17 protein-coding genes are annotated in these 19,070 nt (G+C 37.4%); 6 read left to right on the top strand and 11 right to left on the bottom strand.

Annotated features, from left to right (window positions below; genetic code table 11):
- Window positions 1-2: 2 nt before the first annotated feature.
- Entirely contained in the window at window positions 3-941 is a 939-nt protein-coding gene (locus AC3QLY_RS01230) for an ABC transporter ATP-binding protein (protein WP_074421012.1), read from the bottom strand.
- 235 nt (window positions 942-1,176) lie between these two features.
- Here AC3QLY_RS01230 and greA point away from each other — a divergent pair, with 235 nt between their 5' ends.
- Both greA and AC3QLY_RS01220 read left to right on the top strand, forming a co-directional pair.
- The gene (gene greA, locus AC3QLY_RS01225) at window positions 1,177-1,644 is read left to right on the top strand and encodes a transcription elongation factor GreA (protein WP_074421011.1); all 468 of its coding nucleotides are present in this window, start codon (window positions 1,177-1,179) and stop codon (window positions 1,642-1,644) included.
- 97 nt (window positions 1,645-1,741) lie between these two features.
- Complete coding sequence (locus tag AC3QLY_RS01220) at window positions 1,742-2,131, top strand: HIT family protein (protein WP_218330540.1); 390 nt, start codon at window positions 1,742-1,744, stop codon at window positions 2,129-2,131.
- Window positions 2,132-2,150: 19 nt separating this feature from the next.
- Here AC3QLY_RS01220 and ruvC read toward each other — a convergent pair whose 3' ends face one another.
- Window positions 2,151-2,714: a crossover junction endodeoxyribonuclease RuvC gene (ruvC, locus tag AC3QLY_RS01215; protein ID WP_074421009.1), complete on the bottom strand. Its 564-nt coding sequence runs from the start codon at window positions 2,712-2,714 to the stop codon at window positions 2,151-2,153.
- Between the two features lie 252 nt (window positions 2,715-2,966).
- On the opposite strand from ruvC, the gene AC3QLY_RS01210 reads away from it, so the two are divergent.
- Together AC3QLY_RS01210 and AC3QLY_RS01205 are read left to right on the top strand one after the other, a co-directional pair.
- The gene (locus AC3QLY_RS01210) at window positions 2,967-3,839 is read left to right on the top strand and encodes a lysylphosphatidylglycerol synthase domain-containing protein (RefSeq protein WP_074421008.1); all 873 of its coding nucleotides are present in this window, start codon (window positions 2,967-2,969) and stop codon (window positions 3,837-3,839) included.
- 107 nt (window positions 3,840-3,946) lie between these two features.
- Window positions 3,947-4,738 carry a DUF3108 domain-containing protein gene (locus AC3QLY_RS01205; protein ID WP_218330539.1) on the top strand — a complete coding sequence of 264 codons (792 nt, stop codon included), beginning with the start codon at window positions 3,947-3,949 and terminating at the stop codon, window positions 4,736-4,738.
- 6 nt (window positions 4,739-4,744) lie between these two features.
- Here the strand turns inward: AC3QLY_RS01205 and AC3QLY_RS01200 are convergent, their stop codons facing one another.
- From AC3QLY_RS01200 to AC3QLY_RS01180, 5 genes are all read right to left on the bottom strand, one after another.
- Complete coding sequence (locus AC3QLY_RS01200) at window positions 4,745-5,602, bottom strand: MBL fold metallo-hydrolase (RefSeq protein WP_074421007.1); 858 nt, start codon at window positions 5,600-5,602, stop codon at window positions 4,745-4,747.
- A gap of 49 nt (window positions 5,603-5,651) precedes the next feature.
- Window positions 5,652-6,986: an MFS transporter gene (locus AC3QLY_RS01195; protein WP_074421006.1), complete on the bottom strand. Its 1,335-nt coding sequence runs from the start codon at window positions 6,984-6,986 to the stop codon at window positions 5,652-5,654.
- A gap of 70 nt (window positions 6,987-7,056) precedes the next feature.
- Window positions 7,057-7,851: an undecaprenyl-diphosphate phosphatase gene (locus tag AC3QLY_RS01190; RefSeq protein ID WP_218330538.1), complete on the bottom strand. Its 795-nt coding sequence runs from the start codon at window positions 7,849-7,851 to the stop codon at window positions 7,057-7,059.
- Window positions 7,852-7,969: 118 nt separating this feature from the next.
- Window positions 7,970-8,230 (bottom strand): DUF3098 domain-containing protein, encoded by a 261-nt coding sequence (locus AC3QLY_RS01185; protein ID WP_074421004.1) that lies wholly within the window; start codon window positions 8,228-8,230, stop codon window positions 7,970-7,972.
- Between the two features lie 94 nt (window positions 8,231-8,324).
- Window positions 8,325-9,200 (bottom strand): cell division protein FtsX, encoded by an 876-nt coding sequence (locus AC3QLY_RS01180; RefSeq protein WP_218330537.1) that lies wholly within the window; start codon window positions 9,198-9,200, stop codon window positions 8,325-8,327.
- A gap of 195 nt (window positions 9,201-9,395) precedes the next feature.
- On the opposite strand from AC3QLY_RS01180, the gene leuS reads away from it, so the two are divergent.
- Complete coding sequence (gene leuS / locus AC3QLY_RS01175) at window positions 9,396-12,155, top strand: leucine--tRNA ligase (RefSeq protein ID WP_449555709.1); 2,760 nt, start codon at window positions 9,396-9,398, stop codon at window positions 12,153-12,155.
- A 6-nt stretch (window positions 12,156-12,161) separates the two neighbouring features.
- On the opposite strand, the gene AC3QLY_RS01170 is transcribed toward leuS, so the two are convergent.
- The 3 genes from AC3QLY_RS01170 to AC3QLY_RS01160 all read right to left on the bottom strand — a co-directional run bounded on the left by AC3QLY_RS01170 (window position 12,162) and on the right by AC3QLY_RS01160 (window position 15,829).
- On the bottom strand, window positions 12,162-12,626 hold the full coding sequence (locus AC3QLY_RS01170; protein ID WP_074419609.1) for a DinB family protein: 465 nt from the start codon (window positions 12,624-12,626) through the stop codon (window positions 12,162-12,164).
- A gap of 23 nt (window positions 12,627-12,649) precedes the next feature.
- Window positions 12,650-14,116 carry a glycoside hydrolase family 30 protein gene (locus tag AC3QLY_RS01165; protein WP_218330536.1) on the bottom strand — a complete coding sequence of 489 codons (1,467 nt, stop codon included), beginning with the start codon at window positions 14,114-14,116 and terminating at the stop codon, window positions 12,650-12,652.
- Between the two features lie 684 nt (window positions 14,117-14,800).
- Complete coding sequence (locus AC3QLY_RS01160) at window positions 14,801-15,829, bottom strand: serine hydrolase domain-containing protein (protein WP_492990321.1); 1,029 nt, start codon at window positions 15,827-15,829, stop codon at window positions 14,801-14,803.
- A 384-nt stretch (window positions 15,830-16,213) separates the two neighbouring features.
- On the opposite strand from AC3QLY_RS01160, the gene AC3QLY_RS01155 reads away from it, so the two are divergent.
- Complete coding sequence (locus AC3QLY_RS01155; protein WP_228733090.1) at window positions 16,214-18,301, top strand: carbohydrate binding family 9 domain-containing protein; 2,088 nt, start codon at window positions 16,214-16,216, stop codon at window positions 18,299-18,301.
- Between the two features lie 30 nt (window positions 18,302-18,331).
- Here AC3QLY_RS01155 and AC3QLY_RS01150 read toward each other — a convergent pair whose 3' ends face one another.
- A complete protein-coding gene (locus tag AC3QLY_RS01150) occupies window positions 18,332-19,018 on the bottom strand; it encodes an arylesterase (RefSeq protein WP_287100798.1) in 687 nt (228 codons plus the stop codon).
- Window positions 19,019-19,070: the final 52 nt, after the last annotated feature.

Below are 19,070 nucleotides of genomic sequence, written 5' to 3'. Positions count from 1 at the left end.
TATTAATGGTTTAAAATAAGTGTATCTGTATTGCTATTGGCGGTAACCTGTAAAAAATAATCTTCTAAACTATGTCTGGGTTGTAACATTAAAAGTTGAATATTCAGATTGAATAATGCTCTGTTAAAATCGGGAATTTGGTCATGATGCATTTTTAAAAATATATTGGGCCCTCTGTTCAATTGAAGATGGGGTTGCCATTTTGAAGCTTTTAAAATTGCTAAAGAAGCAATATTGTTGGTGGTTTCTATTTCTACAATGGTTTCAGCAGGATTAAATAAAGCTGCGGCACTGTCGGCAATAATTTTTTTGCCTTTATCAATAATCAGAATATGTGTGGCCATCTGCTCAATCTCGCTCAATAAATGTGATGAAAGCAATATGGTTTTTTGTTGTTCTTTGCTGAGTTGCACAATTAAGCGCCTGATGTCTGCAATACCCTGTGGGTCTAATCCGTTGGTAGGTTCATCCAGAATAATGAGTGAAGGATTGTGAATTAAAGCAATGCCAATTCCCAGCCTTTGTTTCATTCCCTGCGAAAAAGTCTTTACTTTATTTTTTGCTCTGTCTGCCAAACCAACCTGTTCCAATTGGTTCATTAACTGCAAATGGGTAGGATGCATGCCATTTAAACAGGCAAACATTTTTAAGTTATCATAGGCCGATAAATAACCATATAAATCGGGTCTTTCAATAATGGCGCCAATATTTTTGAAAATTTTCTTGCGGTGTTGTTGCAATGGAAGACCAAAAAAACGGATATTACCTTCGGTAGGTGTAATGAGCGATAGCAGCATGCGGATAGTAGTGCTTTTCCCGGCTCCATTTTGGCCTAAAAATCCGTAAACCGAACCGGCGGGTACGGTAAAAGAAAGGTCATTGACTGCTACAATATCTCCAAATTGTTTGGATAGGTTTTGTACCTGAATAATGGGTTCCATGTGGTTCAATAACAACAAATGTAGCAGATGGTTGTTAATACGTAAGATAACTTGCTGATTTTTTAACAGAGCTAAATAATAAAGGCCCCTTCAGTAAAATATGCAATAGGGTATAAAGCTGTAAATTTTATAATTAGCTTACTTTTTTAAATTAGAATGCTTAATTTTGTGATTACTGCAACGCTACAGGAATATGTGGCGTTGTATTTTTTTATGTCTGCTAAAAACGTTGGCTATGAGTGAATATGTAACTAAAGAGACTTTTGAAAAAATGCGGGAAGAATTGCAACGCATGAAAACCGTTGATCGTCCGGCTGCAGCCAGGGCAATTGCTGAAGCTCGTGAAAAGGGTGATTTAAAAGAAAACGCAGAATATGATTCTGCAAAAGAAGCACAAGGAATGCTGGAAGCCAGAATTAAACAATTAGAGGGGATTATTGCGAACTCAAAAATAGTAGATCCCGAAACCATTGATACCAGCAGGGTAGCCGTTTTAACCAAAGTTACCGTTGTAAATATGGCCACTAAAAAAACATTTACTTATCAAATTGTTGGTGAAAAGGAAGCTAATTTAAAAGAGGGTAAAATTTCGGCCAGTTCCCCAATTGGGAAGGGCTTATTGGGCAAAGCAGTTGGTGAAGTTGCTGAAATACAGGCGCCTGCCGGCATGATTAAATTTAAGGTTGAAAATATTACGATTTAATTTTTCCGATTCAAATAAAAGCCTCATTTGCATTTTTTGTGAATGAGGCTTTTTAGCTTTGTAACGTGTGTTTTTATTCAACCCTTAATTTAATTTTATGACGATATTTTCAAAAATTATCCGTGGCAATATTCCTTCCTACCGCATTGCAGAGAACGATCAATTCTATGCCTTTTTAGATATTTTCCCTTTCACAAAAGGCCATACGCTGGTAATTCCAAAAATAGAAACTGATAAGCTTTTTGAATTGCCATCTCAGTATTTAGCGGGCATTTTACCTTTTGCACAGCCTATTGCACAGGCCATTCAAAAAGCCTATCCATGTAACCGTGTAAACATACTTACATTGGGTTTTGAAGTACCCCATGCACATCTTCATTTAATACCGATGGATGGCATGCAGGATGTACATTTGCTCAACAAAAAATTGCGATTAACACAAGAGGAATTGGCAGAAGTGCAACAAAATATATTACAATATTTATAGGAACGGGCTGAATGAAGTGCTATTGGGTTTTCTTTTTCTTCTCCTGCTGTTGAATGTAATCAGCCCAATTTTTAAATCCTTTTTGTGTCTGCCCCAATATACTATTGGTTTGGTAATAGTGGCACAATGCCACACTTAAAGCATCGGAGGCATCAAAATATTTTGGTTTTGTTTCAATGTGCAAAATCTGCTGCAGCATTTTCCATACCTGCTCCTTATCGGCATTACCGTTTCCTGTAATAGATTGTTTTACTTTTTTGGGAGAATATTCTGTTACAGGTATTTTATACTGCATGGCAGCTGCAATAGCCACACCCTGGGCCCTGCCCAATTTTAGCATGCTTTGTATATTTTTGCCAAAGAAAGGCGCCTCAATGGCAAAGGAATGGGGTTTGTACGTGCTGATTAAGCTGCAAATTTTTGTATGAATTTTTTCTAATCTTTCATAAATGTCATCATACTTTGTTAAACTAAGTACATCCATCGTGATTAATACCAGCTGGTTATTTTGTACAGCCAGTAAGGCATACCCCATTAACTGCGAGCCCGGGTCTATTCCTAAAATTATATTTTTTTTATGCATGTAATTGGTGTTGGTGTTACAATCTTCCTGTCTTTATCCCTATGAATGAATTAAAATGTTAGGTGAATGTATGTAATTCAACCCATGGGTTTCTAAATATGGTTTATTCCCTATTACTTTGCTGCTAAATTATTCGTTCTGAACAAGCGGTTTAAAATATTTATCAATTATTTTCTGGGGCCGGTATTATTTATCTGGTTAGTTTTTTCTATTTATCATCAAATTCAGCATCAAAAAAATATAGAGGGGGCATTGCAGGTATTATGGATTTCTTTAACCGGAACAGAATGGTGGAAGTTGGTGGCTGTTTTGTTGTTGATGCTGGTAAATTGGGGTATTGAAGCTAAAAAATGGCAGTTTCTATTACAAACCATTCAGGTAATTGGTTATACAAAAGCATTTAAAGCGGTTTTAACAGGGCAGGCATTTGCCATCAATTCGCCCAATAATGTGGGTGAATATGTAGGTAGAATGATGTATTTAGATGAAGGAAACAGGTTGCGGTCAGTTGCTTTAAACATGGTAGCCAGTATAAGTCAGTTAGTCATCACCTTTATAGCCGGCATTGCAGCTTGGCTGTATTTAAAGCATATTGGAATAGAAGCACTGAGCAAACTTTCTGATGCTGTGCAGTATTGGTTACAGAATATGTTATGGGTAATCGTACTGTTTACAGTAGTACTGGTATTTGTTTATTATAACTTATCCGGCATAACAAAGTTGATAGAAAAATTGTCTCTTGTAAAAAAATACAGTTATTTTTTTACAAATATTGCCACTTTAAATTGGAAGGAATTAACAACAGTTTTAATTTTTTCCGCTCTTCGTTTTGTAATTTTCCTTTTGCAATATGTGCTGATGTTACAGGTTTGTGGCGTTCATGAAAATGTGCTGGTATTGGTATGTATTACGGCAGTGTTTTTTTTGGCATTGGCTATTGTGCCTACCATTGCTTTGGCCGAGGTAGGCATTCGTGGCGCATTGAGTTTACAATTATTTGGTTTGGTTAGCAGCAATATGCTAGGTATATTGTTTGCGGCTACCGGTATTTGGTTGATTAATCGAATTATTCCGGCTTCGGCAGGCAGTATGTTGGTACTGCGTATTAAATTATTTAAAAAATAAATGTACATTGAAGAAAATGTGTCAAAAAAATTGCAACCTTTCATTCAAATGGCTGTAATTGTAAAGAACACGAATCATTGATTTTATATTTAGCTGAAGATAATCGCATGAAAAAAATAGTTATTTTATTGTTTACGTTGGCTACCTCTTTCCCATTATGGGCAGGGGAAGAATCCTGCGGTGTACGTAATTATGCTTTTGAAAATGGTGAAAGTATTTCTTATACCATTTTTTATTCTGTAATTGGGGTATATGTAAATGCAGGTACTGCCAACTTTACTACTGCATTAGAGAAGTTAAATAATAAAGATGTGTACCATGTAGTGGGTACCGGTAGTTCAAACCCTAGTTACGACTGGATTTTTAAGGTGCGCGACCGCTACGAAACTTATTTTGACACAGCAACGCTACAGCCGTATAAATTTATCAGAAATGTGGATGAGGGTGGATATAAAACTTATGAAAGCGTAACATTTAACCAGCAAACCAATATTGCCATTACAACCAAGGGTGTTTATAAAGTACCATCCTGTATTCAGGATGTGTTAAGTTCAATTTACTATGCCCGTAATATTGATTTCAGCGGGTATAAAGTAGATGATAAAATTCCTTTTGATATGTTTTTAGACAATCAGGTTTATCCATTATATATCAGGTATTTAGGTAAAGAAGTAATTAAAACCAAATATGGAAAATTCAGAGCCATTAAATTCAGGCCATTATTGGTAAAAGGAACCATTTTTACCGGTGGTGAAAAAATGAATGTGTGGGTTTCAGACGATCCCAATCATATTCCTTTGCGCATTGAAAGCCCCATTGTAGTGGGTAGTGTGAAGGTAGATATGATGCAATACCGTAATTTACGGTACCCATTAACATCCATGCTGTCTTTCCATTAATGTTATTTATCCCAATTCCTGCAATCGAAATATTTCTTTTTGCCGAATTCCCTTTTCTGTTTGTGAAAGCGTGCAACATTCGTTCTGAATATCGTGTTCAAAAAACAGGATATAGTTTTCAAGCGTAGCTTTTTCTAAGAAATATTTTTTTTCGTTGAGTGTGGTTAATGGAAACATATCATAAGCCATTACATAGGGTAATGGTATATGTGCTATTGATGGTAGCAAATCGGCCATGAAAACAACGGTATGCCCTTTGTATTTAATTTGAGGCAACATCATTTTATCGGTATGTCCATCGGCAAAAATAATTTGGATGTCTGTATGAAAGGGTGCAGGAACAGGGCTGTCAATTTTGCCGGTTTCAATAAATTTTAACTGTCCACTTTCCTGAATGGGTAAAATATTTTCTTTTAAAAAAGAAGCTTTTTCCCGGGCATTGGGCTGTGTGGCCCATTGCCAGTGTGTTGCATTGCTCCAATAGGTTGCATTTTTAAAGGCAGGTACTAATTTGTTGTTTATTATTTCAATGCTTCCTCCACAATGATCAAAATGCAGGTGCGTTAAAAAAACATCAGTAATATCATCTTTATGAAAACCGGCTTTGGCCAACGATTTTTCTAAAGTAGCATCGCCATTTAAATAATAGTGCGAAAAAAATTTTGCATCCTGTTTATTGCCAATACCATTGTCAATTAATATGAGTTGGTTGCCATCTTCAATCAGTAAACAGCGCATCGACCAGTTGCAAAGATTGTTTTCATCAGCTGGGTTTAGTTTTTGCCAAATGGTTTTTGGAACTACCCCAAACATAGCACCGCCATCTAATTTAAAATTGCCGGTATCAATGGTATGTAATTTCATAAAATAAAATGTTTATTTCATCTTCAAATATGCGCTGCCCTGTAATTGTTTATGCAGCAGCAATTACATAATCAGGTTTATTTCTATAAGGTTTTCCGGTAATAATCAGTAACAGAAACAGCATTCCAATAATAAAAAACACCATTAATGCTATGACCGAATTACGCATATTGCCGGTAATTTGTTGTATAAAGCCAAAGCTAAACATACCAATTACAATGGCAATTTTTTCAGTTACATCATAAAAGCTGAAAAATGAGGCAGTATCTTTTGTTTCAGGCATTATTTTAGAATAAGTGGAACGGCTTAACGATTGTATGCCCCCCATTACCAGCCCAACTATACCGGCAATCATATAAAACTGTATTTCAGTAGTTATGAAATAAGCAGCTGCACAAACGCCAATCCAAATTACTATAACAAATAGCAGTACTTTAAAATTACCGAATTTATCTGAAAGCTTTGCCATGAGATAAGCCCCTGCAATGGCTACAATTTGAATTAGCAATATACACAATATTAATTTGCTGGTAGCCATTTGTAAAACCTGACTGCCAAATAATGTTGCAGCTAACATTACGGTTTGAACCCCCATACTGTAAAAGAAAAATGCCAACAGGAACTTTTTTAAAATAGGCAGATGCCTGGCCTGATCCCATACCTTTTTTAATTCGCGAAAGCCGTAGTACAAAAGGTTGTGTTGGGTTGCAGTTTTGCTGACTTTGCTTTTGGGTAGCCAGCTAAAAGTAATTTGTGCAAAACCCATCCACCACAGTCCTACTAATAAGAAAGATAAACGTGGTGCAAAGCCCGCATCTTTTATTCCAAACCATTCGGGTTTTAACACAAAAACAAAGCATACAATTTGCAATAAAACACTTCCAATATAGCCATATGCAAAACCTTTTGCGCTTACATCATCCTGATCTTCTTCTGCTGCAATTTCAGGTAAATAGGCATTGTAAAAAACAAGGCTGCCACAATAGCCTATGGCTGCTAAAATACAACAAATAATTCCTAACGATAATGTGTTTTTGGTAAACCAAAATAAAGTACAGCAAGCCAATGCGCCGAGATAGCAAAAGAATTGCATAAAAGCTTTTTTGTTTCCTTTATAATCTGCAATGGAAGATAAAATAGGAGAGATGAGTGCGATGACAAAATAAGCCAATGCCAAAGCATAATTGTACAACGAGGCACTTTCTATGCTAAACCCTGCAAACTGAATTTTGTGGCTGAGGATATTACCTGCTTTATTTGTGAGGGTGGTAATGGCGTCATAATATGCAGGAAAAATGGTAGAAGTAATTACTAAATTGTAGGCACTATTTGCCCAATCGTACATGGCCCAACCATTAATTACTTTTTTGGAAGCCGTTTGCATGTCATGTTTTTACTTTAAAGGTACAAGAGGTTGGTAATTCGCTAAACCCAGAAAATTGAGCAGAGTTTCATTACAGGTTACCGGTATAAATTAATACCAACACAACAATACCTACAACAATACGGTACCAGCCAAAAAGTTTAAACCCATGTTTTTGTAAATAACTGATGAAAAATTTAATGGCCAGCATAGCCACAATAAAAGCTATAATGTTACCAATGGCCAATAATTGCATATTATGGGTATTGGTAACTACTTCCGGATTTTCTTGCCAGGTTTTAAGCATTTTATAGCCGGTAGCGGCAGCCATGGTGGGTACTGCCAGATAAAATGAAAATTCAGCTGCCAATTTGCGGGTTAGGTTTTGCTGCATGCCGCCAATAATGCTGGCTGCACTTCTGCTTACGCCGGGTATCATCGCCAGGCATTGCCAGATACCAATAATGAATCCTTTTTTATAACTTATTTCAGTTTCGGTGGTAATGGTTTCTTTTCTAAAAAACCGGTCAATAAACAACAACACAATACCGCCTGCTAAAAGGCTTACTGCAACAGTAGTGGGGCTTTCTAATAACAGATCTATTTTATCGGCAAACAATTTTCCTAATACCAATGCAGGTATTACAGCTACAATTAGTTTTACATAAAATTGCCAGCGGCTGAAATCAAAAAATTTTCTCCAATACAATACTACTACTGATAATATTGCTCCTAATTGTATGGCAATTTCGAACATTTTTGTAAATGCATCTTTTTCAATGTGCATCACAGAACTGGCAATAATCATATGGCCGGTAGAAGAAACCGGTAAAAATTCAGTGATGCCTTCTATAATACCCTCAATAATGACTTGAACTAAATTCATGGACAGGTTTTTGTTGTTTGGTTTAGTAAGGTTTTATTGGCTACAAAGTAGCAGAAAGTAATATTCAGATTTTAAAAAAGCGATGTTCATACATCGCTTTTTTAAAAGTTTTTTTTGATTAAGCTTTTACGTTAGGTTTTTTCAGAATGGCAAAAATTTCTATAATTAAACCTGCAATAATGGTAATGGGTGCAATGGTTACCCGTGTTGTACTATACACTAAGTTGTAATTAAACTGGTTGGGGTTTTCATTCTTACCACCGCTCATTAAAAACATGCCCAGCGCAATAACAACGCCACCAATAATCATCCACTTGTAATTTTCTTTGCCAAATAGGGGAGGCATTTGCTTCGTAATAGCTGTTTTTTTATCTGTCATGATGTTGTATGCATTAATTTAAAGTTGCAATATAGCAAACCCATTCATTTATCTGTGTTAAATGAATATTTTTTTACAGAAAACCGGTTTTAGGTTAGTACAGGTCATCTAACTTCATTTTCAGGTATTTAATCACACTTCTGTGGGTGCTAAATAAAGAAATGCCTACGCCTACCAAAATCATTCCCCCGAATAAAATAAAATTTAGTTTCGTATCATGAATTACTTTTAACTGTGGTACCTGGTTTTCTATCCAGCTAATGATAATAAACAATAATATAATGGCAATTCCGGAACTGATTAATCCGTTTACAATGGCTTTAATATCCATTGGCCGGGCTATAAAACTGCGTGTTGCACCCACCATTTGCATGGTTTTAATCAGGAAACGATTACTGAACATAGCCAGCTTAATGGTATTGTCAATACTAAATATTACAATGAGGCACAAAATACTTGAAATGACTAAAAAAGCAAGTCCAAAACGGGTGGCTTTTTCGTTAATGTTGTTCACCAAATCTTTTGGATATTTTATTTCTGTTATTTGATTGCCAAATAAGGAAATAATATGGGTTGAAATAGCGTCGAGGCTGTCTTTATTCACATAAGCAGCCCGGGCATAAAAGTCAATACTTTCGGGTAATGGATTGGCATCTAAAATCTTTGCCCAGTTTTCATTATTGTCTTTATTCCAAATTTGTTTGGCCTTTTCCTTATCTATATAATCCACATTTTTTGCAAAAGGTTGTGTGGATATATATTGCTGCATTTGGCTAATGGAGTCTTTATTCGCCGTGCGTAAAAAAACCTGCACTTTAATGTCTTCTTTTAAAGCGTTACTTGCCCTTTCAAAATTCAGAAATACCCAACCCATAATACCCATTAACAATAATACCAATGCAACACCTACAATGCTGTTTACATAGTTGGGTTTACTTCTTTTTAAAGATGATTTTTTTTGATGCTCCATACAATTTTTTTAAAACTTCTGTCGGTACAAATGTAGCCTAATCACTTACATTTGCAGCCAGTCAGTTCACTGTGATAGCTGCAAAGTAGTGCAAGATATTTTTTTATGGTTATTTTTTTTGTGTAAAACTCTGCGGTAAGCTACAGTTCATAATACCATTCAGTGTAATGATAACGTTTTTTATTACAAGTTAGTATGATGGAATATAATTTTAAGGAAATAGAGCAAAAGTGGCAACAATACTGGAACAGTGAAAGGGTATATGCAGTTCCCAATCAGTCAGATAAGCCTAAATTTTATGTATTGGATATGTTCCCATATCCCAGCGGTGCCGGTTTGCATGTAGGCCATCCTTTGGGTTATATTGCCAGCGATATTTTTGCACGTTACAAAAGGTTGAAGGGTTTTAATGTATTGCATCCCATGGGATATGATGCGTTTGGGCTTCCTGCAGAACAATATGCTATTGAACATGGTATCCATCCGGCCATTTCAACTGAAAATAATATTCAAAATTTCAGGAATCAGTTAGATAAAATTGGCTTTTGTTTCGATTGGGACAGAGAAGTAAAAACCTGTGACCCCAGTTATTATAAATGGACGCAATGGATTTTTTTGCAACTATTTAACAGCTTTTTTAACCGTCGGTTGCAAAAAGCGGCGCCTATTGCCACTTTAATTGAAGTTTTTGAAAAAGAAGGCAATACACAACACGAATGTCCCGGTGATGCTGCCTTGCATTTTACCGCTGCCGAATGGAAGCGTTTTTCTTTTGCGGAACAGCAGCAAATTTTAATGCATTATCGCCTGGCTTATTGTGGTTATGGCGAGGTAAACTGGTGTCCTGCTCTGGGTACAGTATTGGCAAACGATGAAGTGGTGAATGGGGTAAGTGAAAGGGGCGGACATCCGGTTGAAAAAAAGAAATTACGCCAGTGGTATTTACGCATTACAGAATATGCCGATCGTTTATTACAAGGTCTGACTACTGTTGATTTTAGTGAAGCCATGAAAGAAATGCAAACCAACTGGATCGGCAAAAGCAGTGGTGCCGAAATTGATTTTGAAATAGAAGGGCAATCTGAAATACTTAGGGTGTATACCACCCGACCCGATACCATTTTTGGTGTTGATTTTATGGTCATTGCTCCTGAATTGCCGTTGGTAAATTCCATTACTACACCCGTACAAAAACAGGCCATTGACGATTATCTGGCATACGTAAAAAGCCGAAGTGATCGGGAGCGGCAAGCCGAAAAAAAGATATCAGGTTGTTTTACCGGTGCTTATGCTATTAACCCATTTAACCAACAACGGATACCAATTTGGGTAGCAGAATATGTACTGGCGGGTTATGGAACCGGTGCTATTATGGCTGTGCCATGCGGCGATGAACGCGATTTTAAATTTGCCCAACATTTCAATATTCCTATTACCAATATTATTGGGAATGCTTTTACCGGAACAGATGCAAACCCTACCAAAGATGCCATATTAACCAATAGCGGTTTCCTTACGGGTATGCCTATGCGTAAAGCCATTGAAGTGATGATTGTTGAATTAGAAACAAGAGGTATTGGCAAAAGAAAAGTGAATTATAAAATGCGTGATGCCGCTTTTAGCCGCCAGCGCTATTGGGGCGAGCCTTTCCCCATACAATGGATGGACGACAATGCTATACCGTTGCCAGAAAATGAACTGCCTTTATTATTGCCTGAAGTAGAAACTTATTCTCCGGGTCCGGAAGGAGAGGGACCATTAGCCAATATTCCTGAATGGGTACAACGCAATTTAGAAACCAATACCATGCCCGGTTATGCCGGAAGTAGCTGGTATTTTTTGCGATACATGGATCCGCATAACACTACTGCTTTTTGTGATAGAAAGATAAGCGATTACTGGGGGCAGGTAGATGTATATGTAGGCGGAACCGAACATGCGGTAGGGCATTTGCTGTATAGCCGAATGTGGACCAAAGCCTTATTTGATTTAGGTTATATTGGCTTTGATGAACCTTTTAAAAAATTAGTGAATCAGGGTATGATACAAGGCAGTAGCCGCTTTGTATATCGAATTCAGGGCACACATACTTTTGTTTCTGCCGGATTGAAGAATCAATACGAAGTAAATGCTTTGCATGTGGATGTATATATGGTAGATGGTGTGGTATTAGATATAACGGCTTTTAAACAATGGCGGAATGGAGAATATGCTAATGCTGAATTTATTTTAGAAGAGGGCAAATACATTTGTGGTGTTGAAGTAGAAAAAATGTCGAAATCTAAATTCAATACCGTGAATCCGGATGATTTGGTGGCGAAATACGGGGCAGACACTTTCCGCATGTACGAAATGTTTTTAGGCCCGGTGGAGCAAAGTAAACCCTGGGATACCAAGGGAATTGAAGGGGTACACCGTTTTTTGAAAAAACTATGGCGCTTGTTTTTTGATGAAGTGAAGGGGACAGTTATTCTGAATCAGGAGCCGGCTACTCCACAGCAATTAAAAGTATTGCACAAAACCATTAAAAAAATTGAAGAAGATACTGAACGATTTTCATTCAATACCGCCGTTGCGGCATTTATGGTTTGCGTAAATGAATTGAGCGACTTACATACACATAATAAAGCCATTCTGGAACCATTGGTTGTTTTGCTGGCACCCTATGCACCGCATGTAGCAGAAGAATTATGGCATGTGTTAGGTAATGAGGGATCGGTTGTAAATGCGCCTTTCCCGGCATGGAATGCCAGCTATTTAACAGAATCTGTAAAAGAATATCCGGTAAGCATCAATGGTAAATTAAGAACCACCATTTCTTTTTCGCTTACTGCTACACAGGATGAAGTAGAGCAGGTTACCTTGCAAAATGAAGTAGTAAAAAAATGGACAGAAGATAAGCCCATTAAAAAATTCATTTTTGTAAAAGGTAAAATGATTAATGTGGTGGTGTAGGTATATTTAGTGCATCATTACTAATTTTTTAATGGCCATAATGGTGCCGGTATGCAATCCTTCATGAAAAGGAAGAAATTGTATGGCATCTGAAATGCTGCTTAAGGTAACGCCATAGCGGGTTTGGAATGTTTCGTATTGAGAAAACAGATGCTCCGCTAAATCCGCATTCAGTTGATGTAATGAATCGATCATTGTTTGTTTTATGCGTACAATTTCTTGTTCATCCCATTGCTTTTCTGGTTTGCTACCTCCCTTAAATTGTAATATAATAGATTCATCTACCACCGGTTTAAGTCCGGAACGTATATAACAAAGCCCTTGCTGTGCCGCAATTAAGTGGCCAAAATTCCAAATAATATTATTGTTAAACCCATTGGGTATTGTATTGAGTTGTACAACCGATAAAGGCTCACACATTTCAATTAAGTATTTTCTGATATTTACTATGTTTTGAATAACAGAATTCATGTTGTTTATTTTTTATTTAAAAGCTATTTGTCTATTACCATTGTTGCAATAGAATGGGGTAGGCTAACTAATTGTGTGGCAGCACCATGAATCCATAAATGGTATTGTATGGCCTTATTGGTTGGGTTCATCACAATAACAGCCAAGCTGCCATCCTGATTTTCAAATGCAGTAGTTTCTAACTGGTCTCTGTTCGATGAACTGATAATTCTCCTGGCACCCGGATGCACAAATTTTGAAAACTGCCCCAAATAATAATAGCTGTTGGTGTATAGCAGTTTTCCGGTTCGGGTATCGGCATGTATGGGCGCAAAACAAAAATTACCAACATGGTTAGGGCCTCCTTTTTCATCTAATAAAATATTCCAGTCGGTCCAGGCTACTGTTCCATTATTAAAATCATTGATGAGTGAGTGTCCATAACGTTCACCCAGGCTCCAGTCATTGATTCTGTCATAACTAAATTTTTCAATGCAACCTTCTGTAAACATTAAATATTTATTTGGGTAGGCTTCGTGTACCCTTTGTTCATTTAAAAATTCCATACCACTGCCTGTCCATGTTTCGTACCAGTGATACCCAATACCCCAAACATATTTGGCTGCTTCCGGGTCATCCAATACTGTGCTGGCACGTTGGTACAATAAATCACGATTGTGATCCCATATAATCAGCTTTTTATCGCCAAGGCCACTCCGCTGTAATGCGGGTCCTAAATAACCTTTCACAAAATCTCTTTCTGCTTCAGCACTGTAAATACAGGATTCCCAGGTTTGCCTGGCCATGGGCTCATTTTGCACTGTAAGACCCCAAACAGGAATACCATCCGCTTCATAAGCTTTTATAAATTTTACATAATACTGTGCCCAGGCTTTCCTGAAATTATTTTTCAGGTGGCCGCCTTCCACCATGCTGTTATTATCTTTCATCCAGGCTGGTGGCGACCATGGCGAAACAAATAAATGCAATTTGTTGCCGGTTGCTTTTGCTGCAGCTTTAATCAACGGCATTTTATAAGTTTTATCATGTGCAATTGAAAAGGTAGATAAACTGCTATCATTATTAGCAACATAGGTATAACTGTCACTGCTAAAATCGCAACTGTTAATATTGGTGCGTCCCATAGTATAACCAATGCCTTTTGTTGGATTGTAGTAGGCATCGAGCAATTCTTGTCTGGTAGCTTCAGGCAGTTTATAAAATGTTTCTGCAGCAGCATCGGTAATAGCACCTCCAAATCCAATTACTTTTTGAAACTGTTTCCCGGGGTCTACAAAAACACATACCTGTGTTTCAACCGGCTGATCCATTGGTGAAAATGTTAAGGTATCGGTTGCCGATATTCTGTAACGGGTGCCTTCTGCAGTGGTGTATACAATCACTTTCTTCGCGTTGTATGAATGTGCTTTTGGCGCAGGTTGCGTAGCAGGAATCTTGATAAAACCAATACCTGCTATTGCAGCAAATATGCATGTAATCAATACTTTCATATGGTGTTACATTTTTTTGTTCCTACTTAATGTTTTGCTATCCGTGTTTGTTGTGATAGTACACGAAGAATAACAGATTCAAAACGACTATTTTTGATGCGTATTTTTTAAAACAAGAAAATTTTTAAAAGAATTGTTTTGGAAAGGTACATTCAAATGAAATAAAGCAAAGTTTTTTTTATAATTTCTTTCATTATTGTGCGGCAAAACTTAGCTTAAAAATTGCTGTAATCCCTTGCTGTATAGGATTACAGGCTAAAAAATGATTGTTTCAAAATTGGAGGGAGTACCCCATCTTTTGAAAGCGGCTGAAATATAGTTCTGCAAAGGGTTTGAACCATTATTTTACAATTTTAGTCGGACAACAATAAATTTCTTTATTAAAATTTCATGAACACCTTTGAACAGTTGAGCTGTTCATTTGCAGAAATGTAGCTTCTTTAAAATTGCAAAACTTATGTTACAATAAAATGCTGATAATATTTGGAATGAAATGATACCCGAATAAATGTATTTTGATAAAAAAATAATCATGGTTACATTTGATGTTGGGGGATAGCCGAAATACACTTTAAAATGCTAATATATGCTTCGGGTTAGGCGAAAAAATATATTGCTATTTTTGGGCATTGAAATAATTGTGTATTTGTGTAGGGCCATCGATTCAATCAGCTGGAAGAATGCTTACAAATGCATCAACAATTTCAATTTTCCCCACAATTCATTGTCAAAACCGGAAACGGAAAACTGGCTGCTATCAGCGGCATTGCCCATTCTTATAATAACTAATTGCTGTGAGGGTACTACATAAATTTTCTGATCGTTTTTACCCAATGCTGCATACATATCTGTAGGGGCATTGGGAATGATTGCAGTAGGAAATACAGTTTGCAGGGATGGCAACATGCAACTCCTTTTTCCATTTAGCCATGTTAAATACCCGTAGCTCAGATTTAAATTTTGCGAAGTATTGATTTGTTGATGAAAATAAACGCTATCACCTAATACAGGTATATTACCCCAGTTGCCTTTATTCAATAGCAATAACCCAAATTTAGCCATGCTTCTGGCATTGCTATAATATACGTTATTTGAATTGGGTATTTTTATCCATGTGCCATTCATTCCAATTTTACCGCTTATTTTTTGTTGAAAGTAACTGTTGAATGGCATACCCGATACATTGGCAATTACCTGATCTAACAAAGTGTATGCGCCGGTATGATAAGCCCATCTCGTTCCTGCATCGGCTTTATAAATTAGGCAGGATGGCAAGGTGCAGTAATTATCGGGTACATCATCATCTAAACCGGTGGTCATGGTTAACTGATGGCGAATGGTAATTTTGTTTTCTTTGTCAATAGGGGCTCTTGTCCATCCCGTGCCTAAATATTTTGATGAAATGTCATTGATATTTAATAGCCCTTCTCTTTGTGCAATTCCCACCAATAAGCCTGTCATGGTTTTACCTGCCGATGCCCAATACCATAAGCTGTCTGCCGTAAAACTTCCAAAATATTGTTCTGTAACGATTTTGCCGTTTTTTAAAATAATAAAGGCTTTGGTATTTTTACTTTGCAAGTAAGGATACAAATTATTCAGTGCTGTATTATCCCAACCTAATGTAGCCGGCGCAATGGTTTCCCATGTGCTGCTATTCACCGGCGGAAAGTATAAACTGTCTGAATGCGAACCTGTAGCAGGGGGGGACATTTTTTTTATGGCATCCCGTTGCAATGAACAGGCACAGCATTACTGTTACGAATTGAAAATTTATTTTCATATACTTAAGCTATGGTTGGGTTTGACTGTAATGTAATGAAAACGTTTAATCTGTATAGGCAATTGAAATGTATTTTATTTATCCGTATGCATACCAATATACATGGTAGGCCATATTATATGCAAACAAAATTGATGGATATCAAATAAACCGGCAGCTACATTAAAATCGTATTCATTTTTCGCTTTACCGCATAACTTCGGTTGGTAACCATTGCAACTGCCATGTTGAAATATTGCCTTATACTTTTATTAGCCTTGCTATGCATTAATAGGTTGGTGGCACAAAAAAAGAATGCCGCTTATCGTTACACGATGCATAAAATTCACACACCCATACAAATTGACGGTGTAATGAATGAACCGGCCTGGCAACAGGCACAAGTAGCTAAAAACTTTTTTATGGTGTTACCCATGGATACCAGCTTAGCCAATGTTCCCACCGAAGTGCGGATGGTGTATGATGATCATAATATTTATATTCTTGCTATTTGTTACAATACAAGGAAAGGCCCCAATATGGTAGAATCGTTGCACCGCGATTTTAACTTTCAGAAAAATGATAATTTCATTTTCTTTTTAGATCCTTTCGATGACCAAACCAACGGATTTACTTTTGGTGCCAATGCCGATGGTGCCCAATGGGATGGTGCCATGTATGAAGGCGGAAAAGTGGATTTGAATTGGGATAACAAATGGGTGTCTGTTGTAAAGAATTATAAAAACCGTTGGGTTTTTGAAGCAGCCATTCCTTTTAAAAGTATTCGTTATAAAAACGGCATTAAAGAATGGGGTATTAACTTCAGTAGGAACGATTTAAAGGCAGCAGAAAAATCGAGTTGGACGCCTATTCCACGTCAGTTCCCTACAGCCTCGCTCGCCTATACCGGTATTCTTGAATTAGACTCAGCTGCACCCTTGTATAAAAAAAACATATCTGTTATTCCTTATACATTAACCAACTGGCAGAAGGATTATACCAACAATACCAGTGGCGTATTGAGCCAGCGTTTTGGTTTAGATGCCAAAATATCTGTAACCCCTGCATTGAACCTTGACCTTACCATACATCCCGATTTTTCGCAGGTGGAAGTTGATCAACAAGTAACCAATTTAAGCAGGTTTGAATTGTTTTTTCCGGAGAAACGGCAATTTTTTTTAGAAAACAGCGACCTTTTTGGTGATTTTGGTTTCAGCGGCATACAGCCTTTCTTTTCAAGAAGGGTTGGTTTGGATGCGCCTATTAATGCAGGTGCCCGCTTAAGTGGTAAACTCAATAAAGACTGGCGTGTTGGTGCCATGGATATGGAAACACAGCAATTACCCGGGGTATATCTTCCCAATCAAAATTTTTCGGTTGTTTCTTTGCAGCGGCGTGTTTTCCAACGGTCGAGCATTGGCGTAATTTATGTTGATAAAACTTCTATTGGCTACCATCCCGGCAATGATACCACAAAACCCATTTACTCGTTATATAACCGCAATTTTGGATTGCAATACAACCTCGCATCACCCAATAATGTATGGACGGGTAAGGCTTTTGTGCTCAAATCACTTAGTCCGGGCAAATCGGGCGATGCTATTTCCCATGCAGCTAATCTGGCCTATAATAGCCGTAAGTGGAGTGTTATTGGGGAATATGAATATGTAGGCAAAAATTATACGGCAGAAACAGGCTATGTTCCCCGCACCGGTTATGTTCGGTTCAACCCTCAAATAATTCGATATTTTTTTCCAAAGGGTGGCAGCATTTTAAGTCATGGCCCTCAATTCAACCTGTCGTACTATTTTGATGAAAAAATGCACCGAACCGATTATGAAAACAGTTTTTTATACCTGATTACATTTCGTAACCGGTTGAGTATAGATGCTTATGCAGCGCAAGATTATGTGCAACTATTGCAACCCTTCGATCCAACCAATACCGGTAAAGATTCATTGGCTATTGGAACCATACACAAATGGAATACGGTTGGCTTTGATATAAATTCGCAACCACAAAAATTATTTACTTATGCATTCTCGGTACGTTATGGCGGGTATTATACTTCCGGAACACATTTGGCCATTAATTCAACCATTGGCTATCGCTTTCAGCCTTATGTTAATATGAATATGAACTTTAGTTATAATTACCTGCAATTGCCTGCTCCATGGGGTAATACGCCGTTTTATTTAGTGGGGCCGCGTATTGACGTAACTTTCACCAATAACTTATATTTCACTACCTATATTCAATACAACAATCAGTTGAATAACCTGAACATTAACAGCCGATTGCAGTGGCGCTATAAACCGGCATCCGACTTATTTCTGGTATATACCGATAATTATTATCCGGCCCCGTTTATGGTAAAAAACAGAGAGCTGGCTTTAAAATTTAATTACTGGTGGAATTTGTAATATTTTTTTCATACAGCCGCATCATTCATTTTATTTGCATATATCTTTCAGCACCTTCCATACGTTTGCTGCTACTACCATAGCGCCTGCTGCATTGGGGTGAATGCCATCATTCTGGTTCAGTGCAGGGTTGCCACCAACCCCTTCTAACAGAAATGGGATGAGTGCAATATGATTTTTAGCCGCCAGTTTCGGATAAATGGCTTCAAAAGTATGGGTATAGGTTTGCCCCAGATTGGGCGGTAGCTGCATGCCTGCCAGCACAATAGCGGCTGATGGATATTTTTCTTTTACCCGATCAATAATATCCTGCAAATTTTTTTCAGTAGCAGTTAATGGAATACCCCGCAATCCGTCATTGCCGCCCAGTTCCAATACAAAAACATCCATCGGCTGCCGTAAAATCCAATCAATGCGGCTTAAGCCACCTGCTGTAGTTTCGCCACTTACACCGGCATTTACTACCTGATAGGGCAAATGTAAAGCGTCTATTTTTTGTTGTATTAATGCAGGAAATGCTTGCGAAGGATCTAATCCATATCCGGCTGTAAGGCTGTTGCCAAAAAATACAATGATTTTTTGTTTTACCGTGGTGGGTATTGGTGCTGGTTTATTTAGGGTATCTTTTTGCTGCTGTTTGTTCCCGGTTTTGTTTTGGTTACAAGCTGCCACCCAAACAATTAAAAATAGCTGAATGTAAAACAATATCTTTTTCATAAAGTTGTAGCTGTAGTATATAGTTGTACGAATTTAAATTTAGATTGTCGGT

Source organism: Hydrotalea sp. GW822-HT8A01 (genome assembly GCF_058798575.1).
This window is presented reverse-complemented; position numbering and strand designations above follow the sequence as displayed.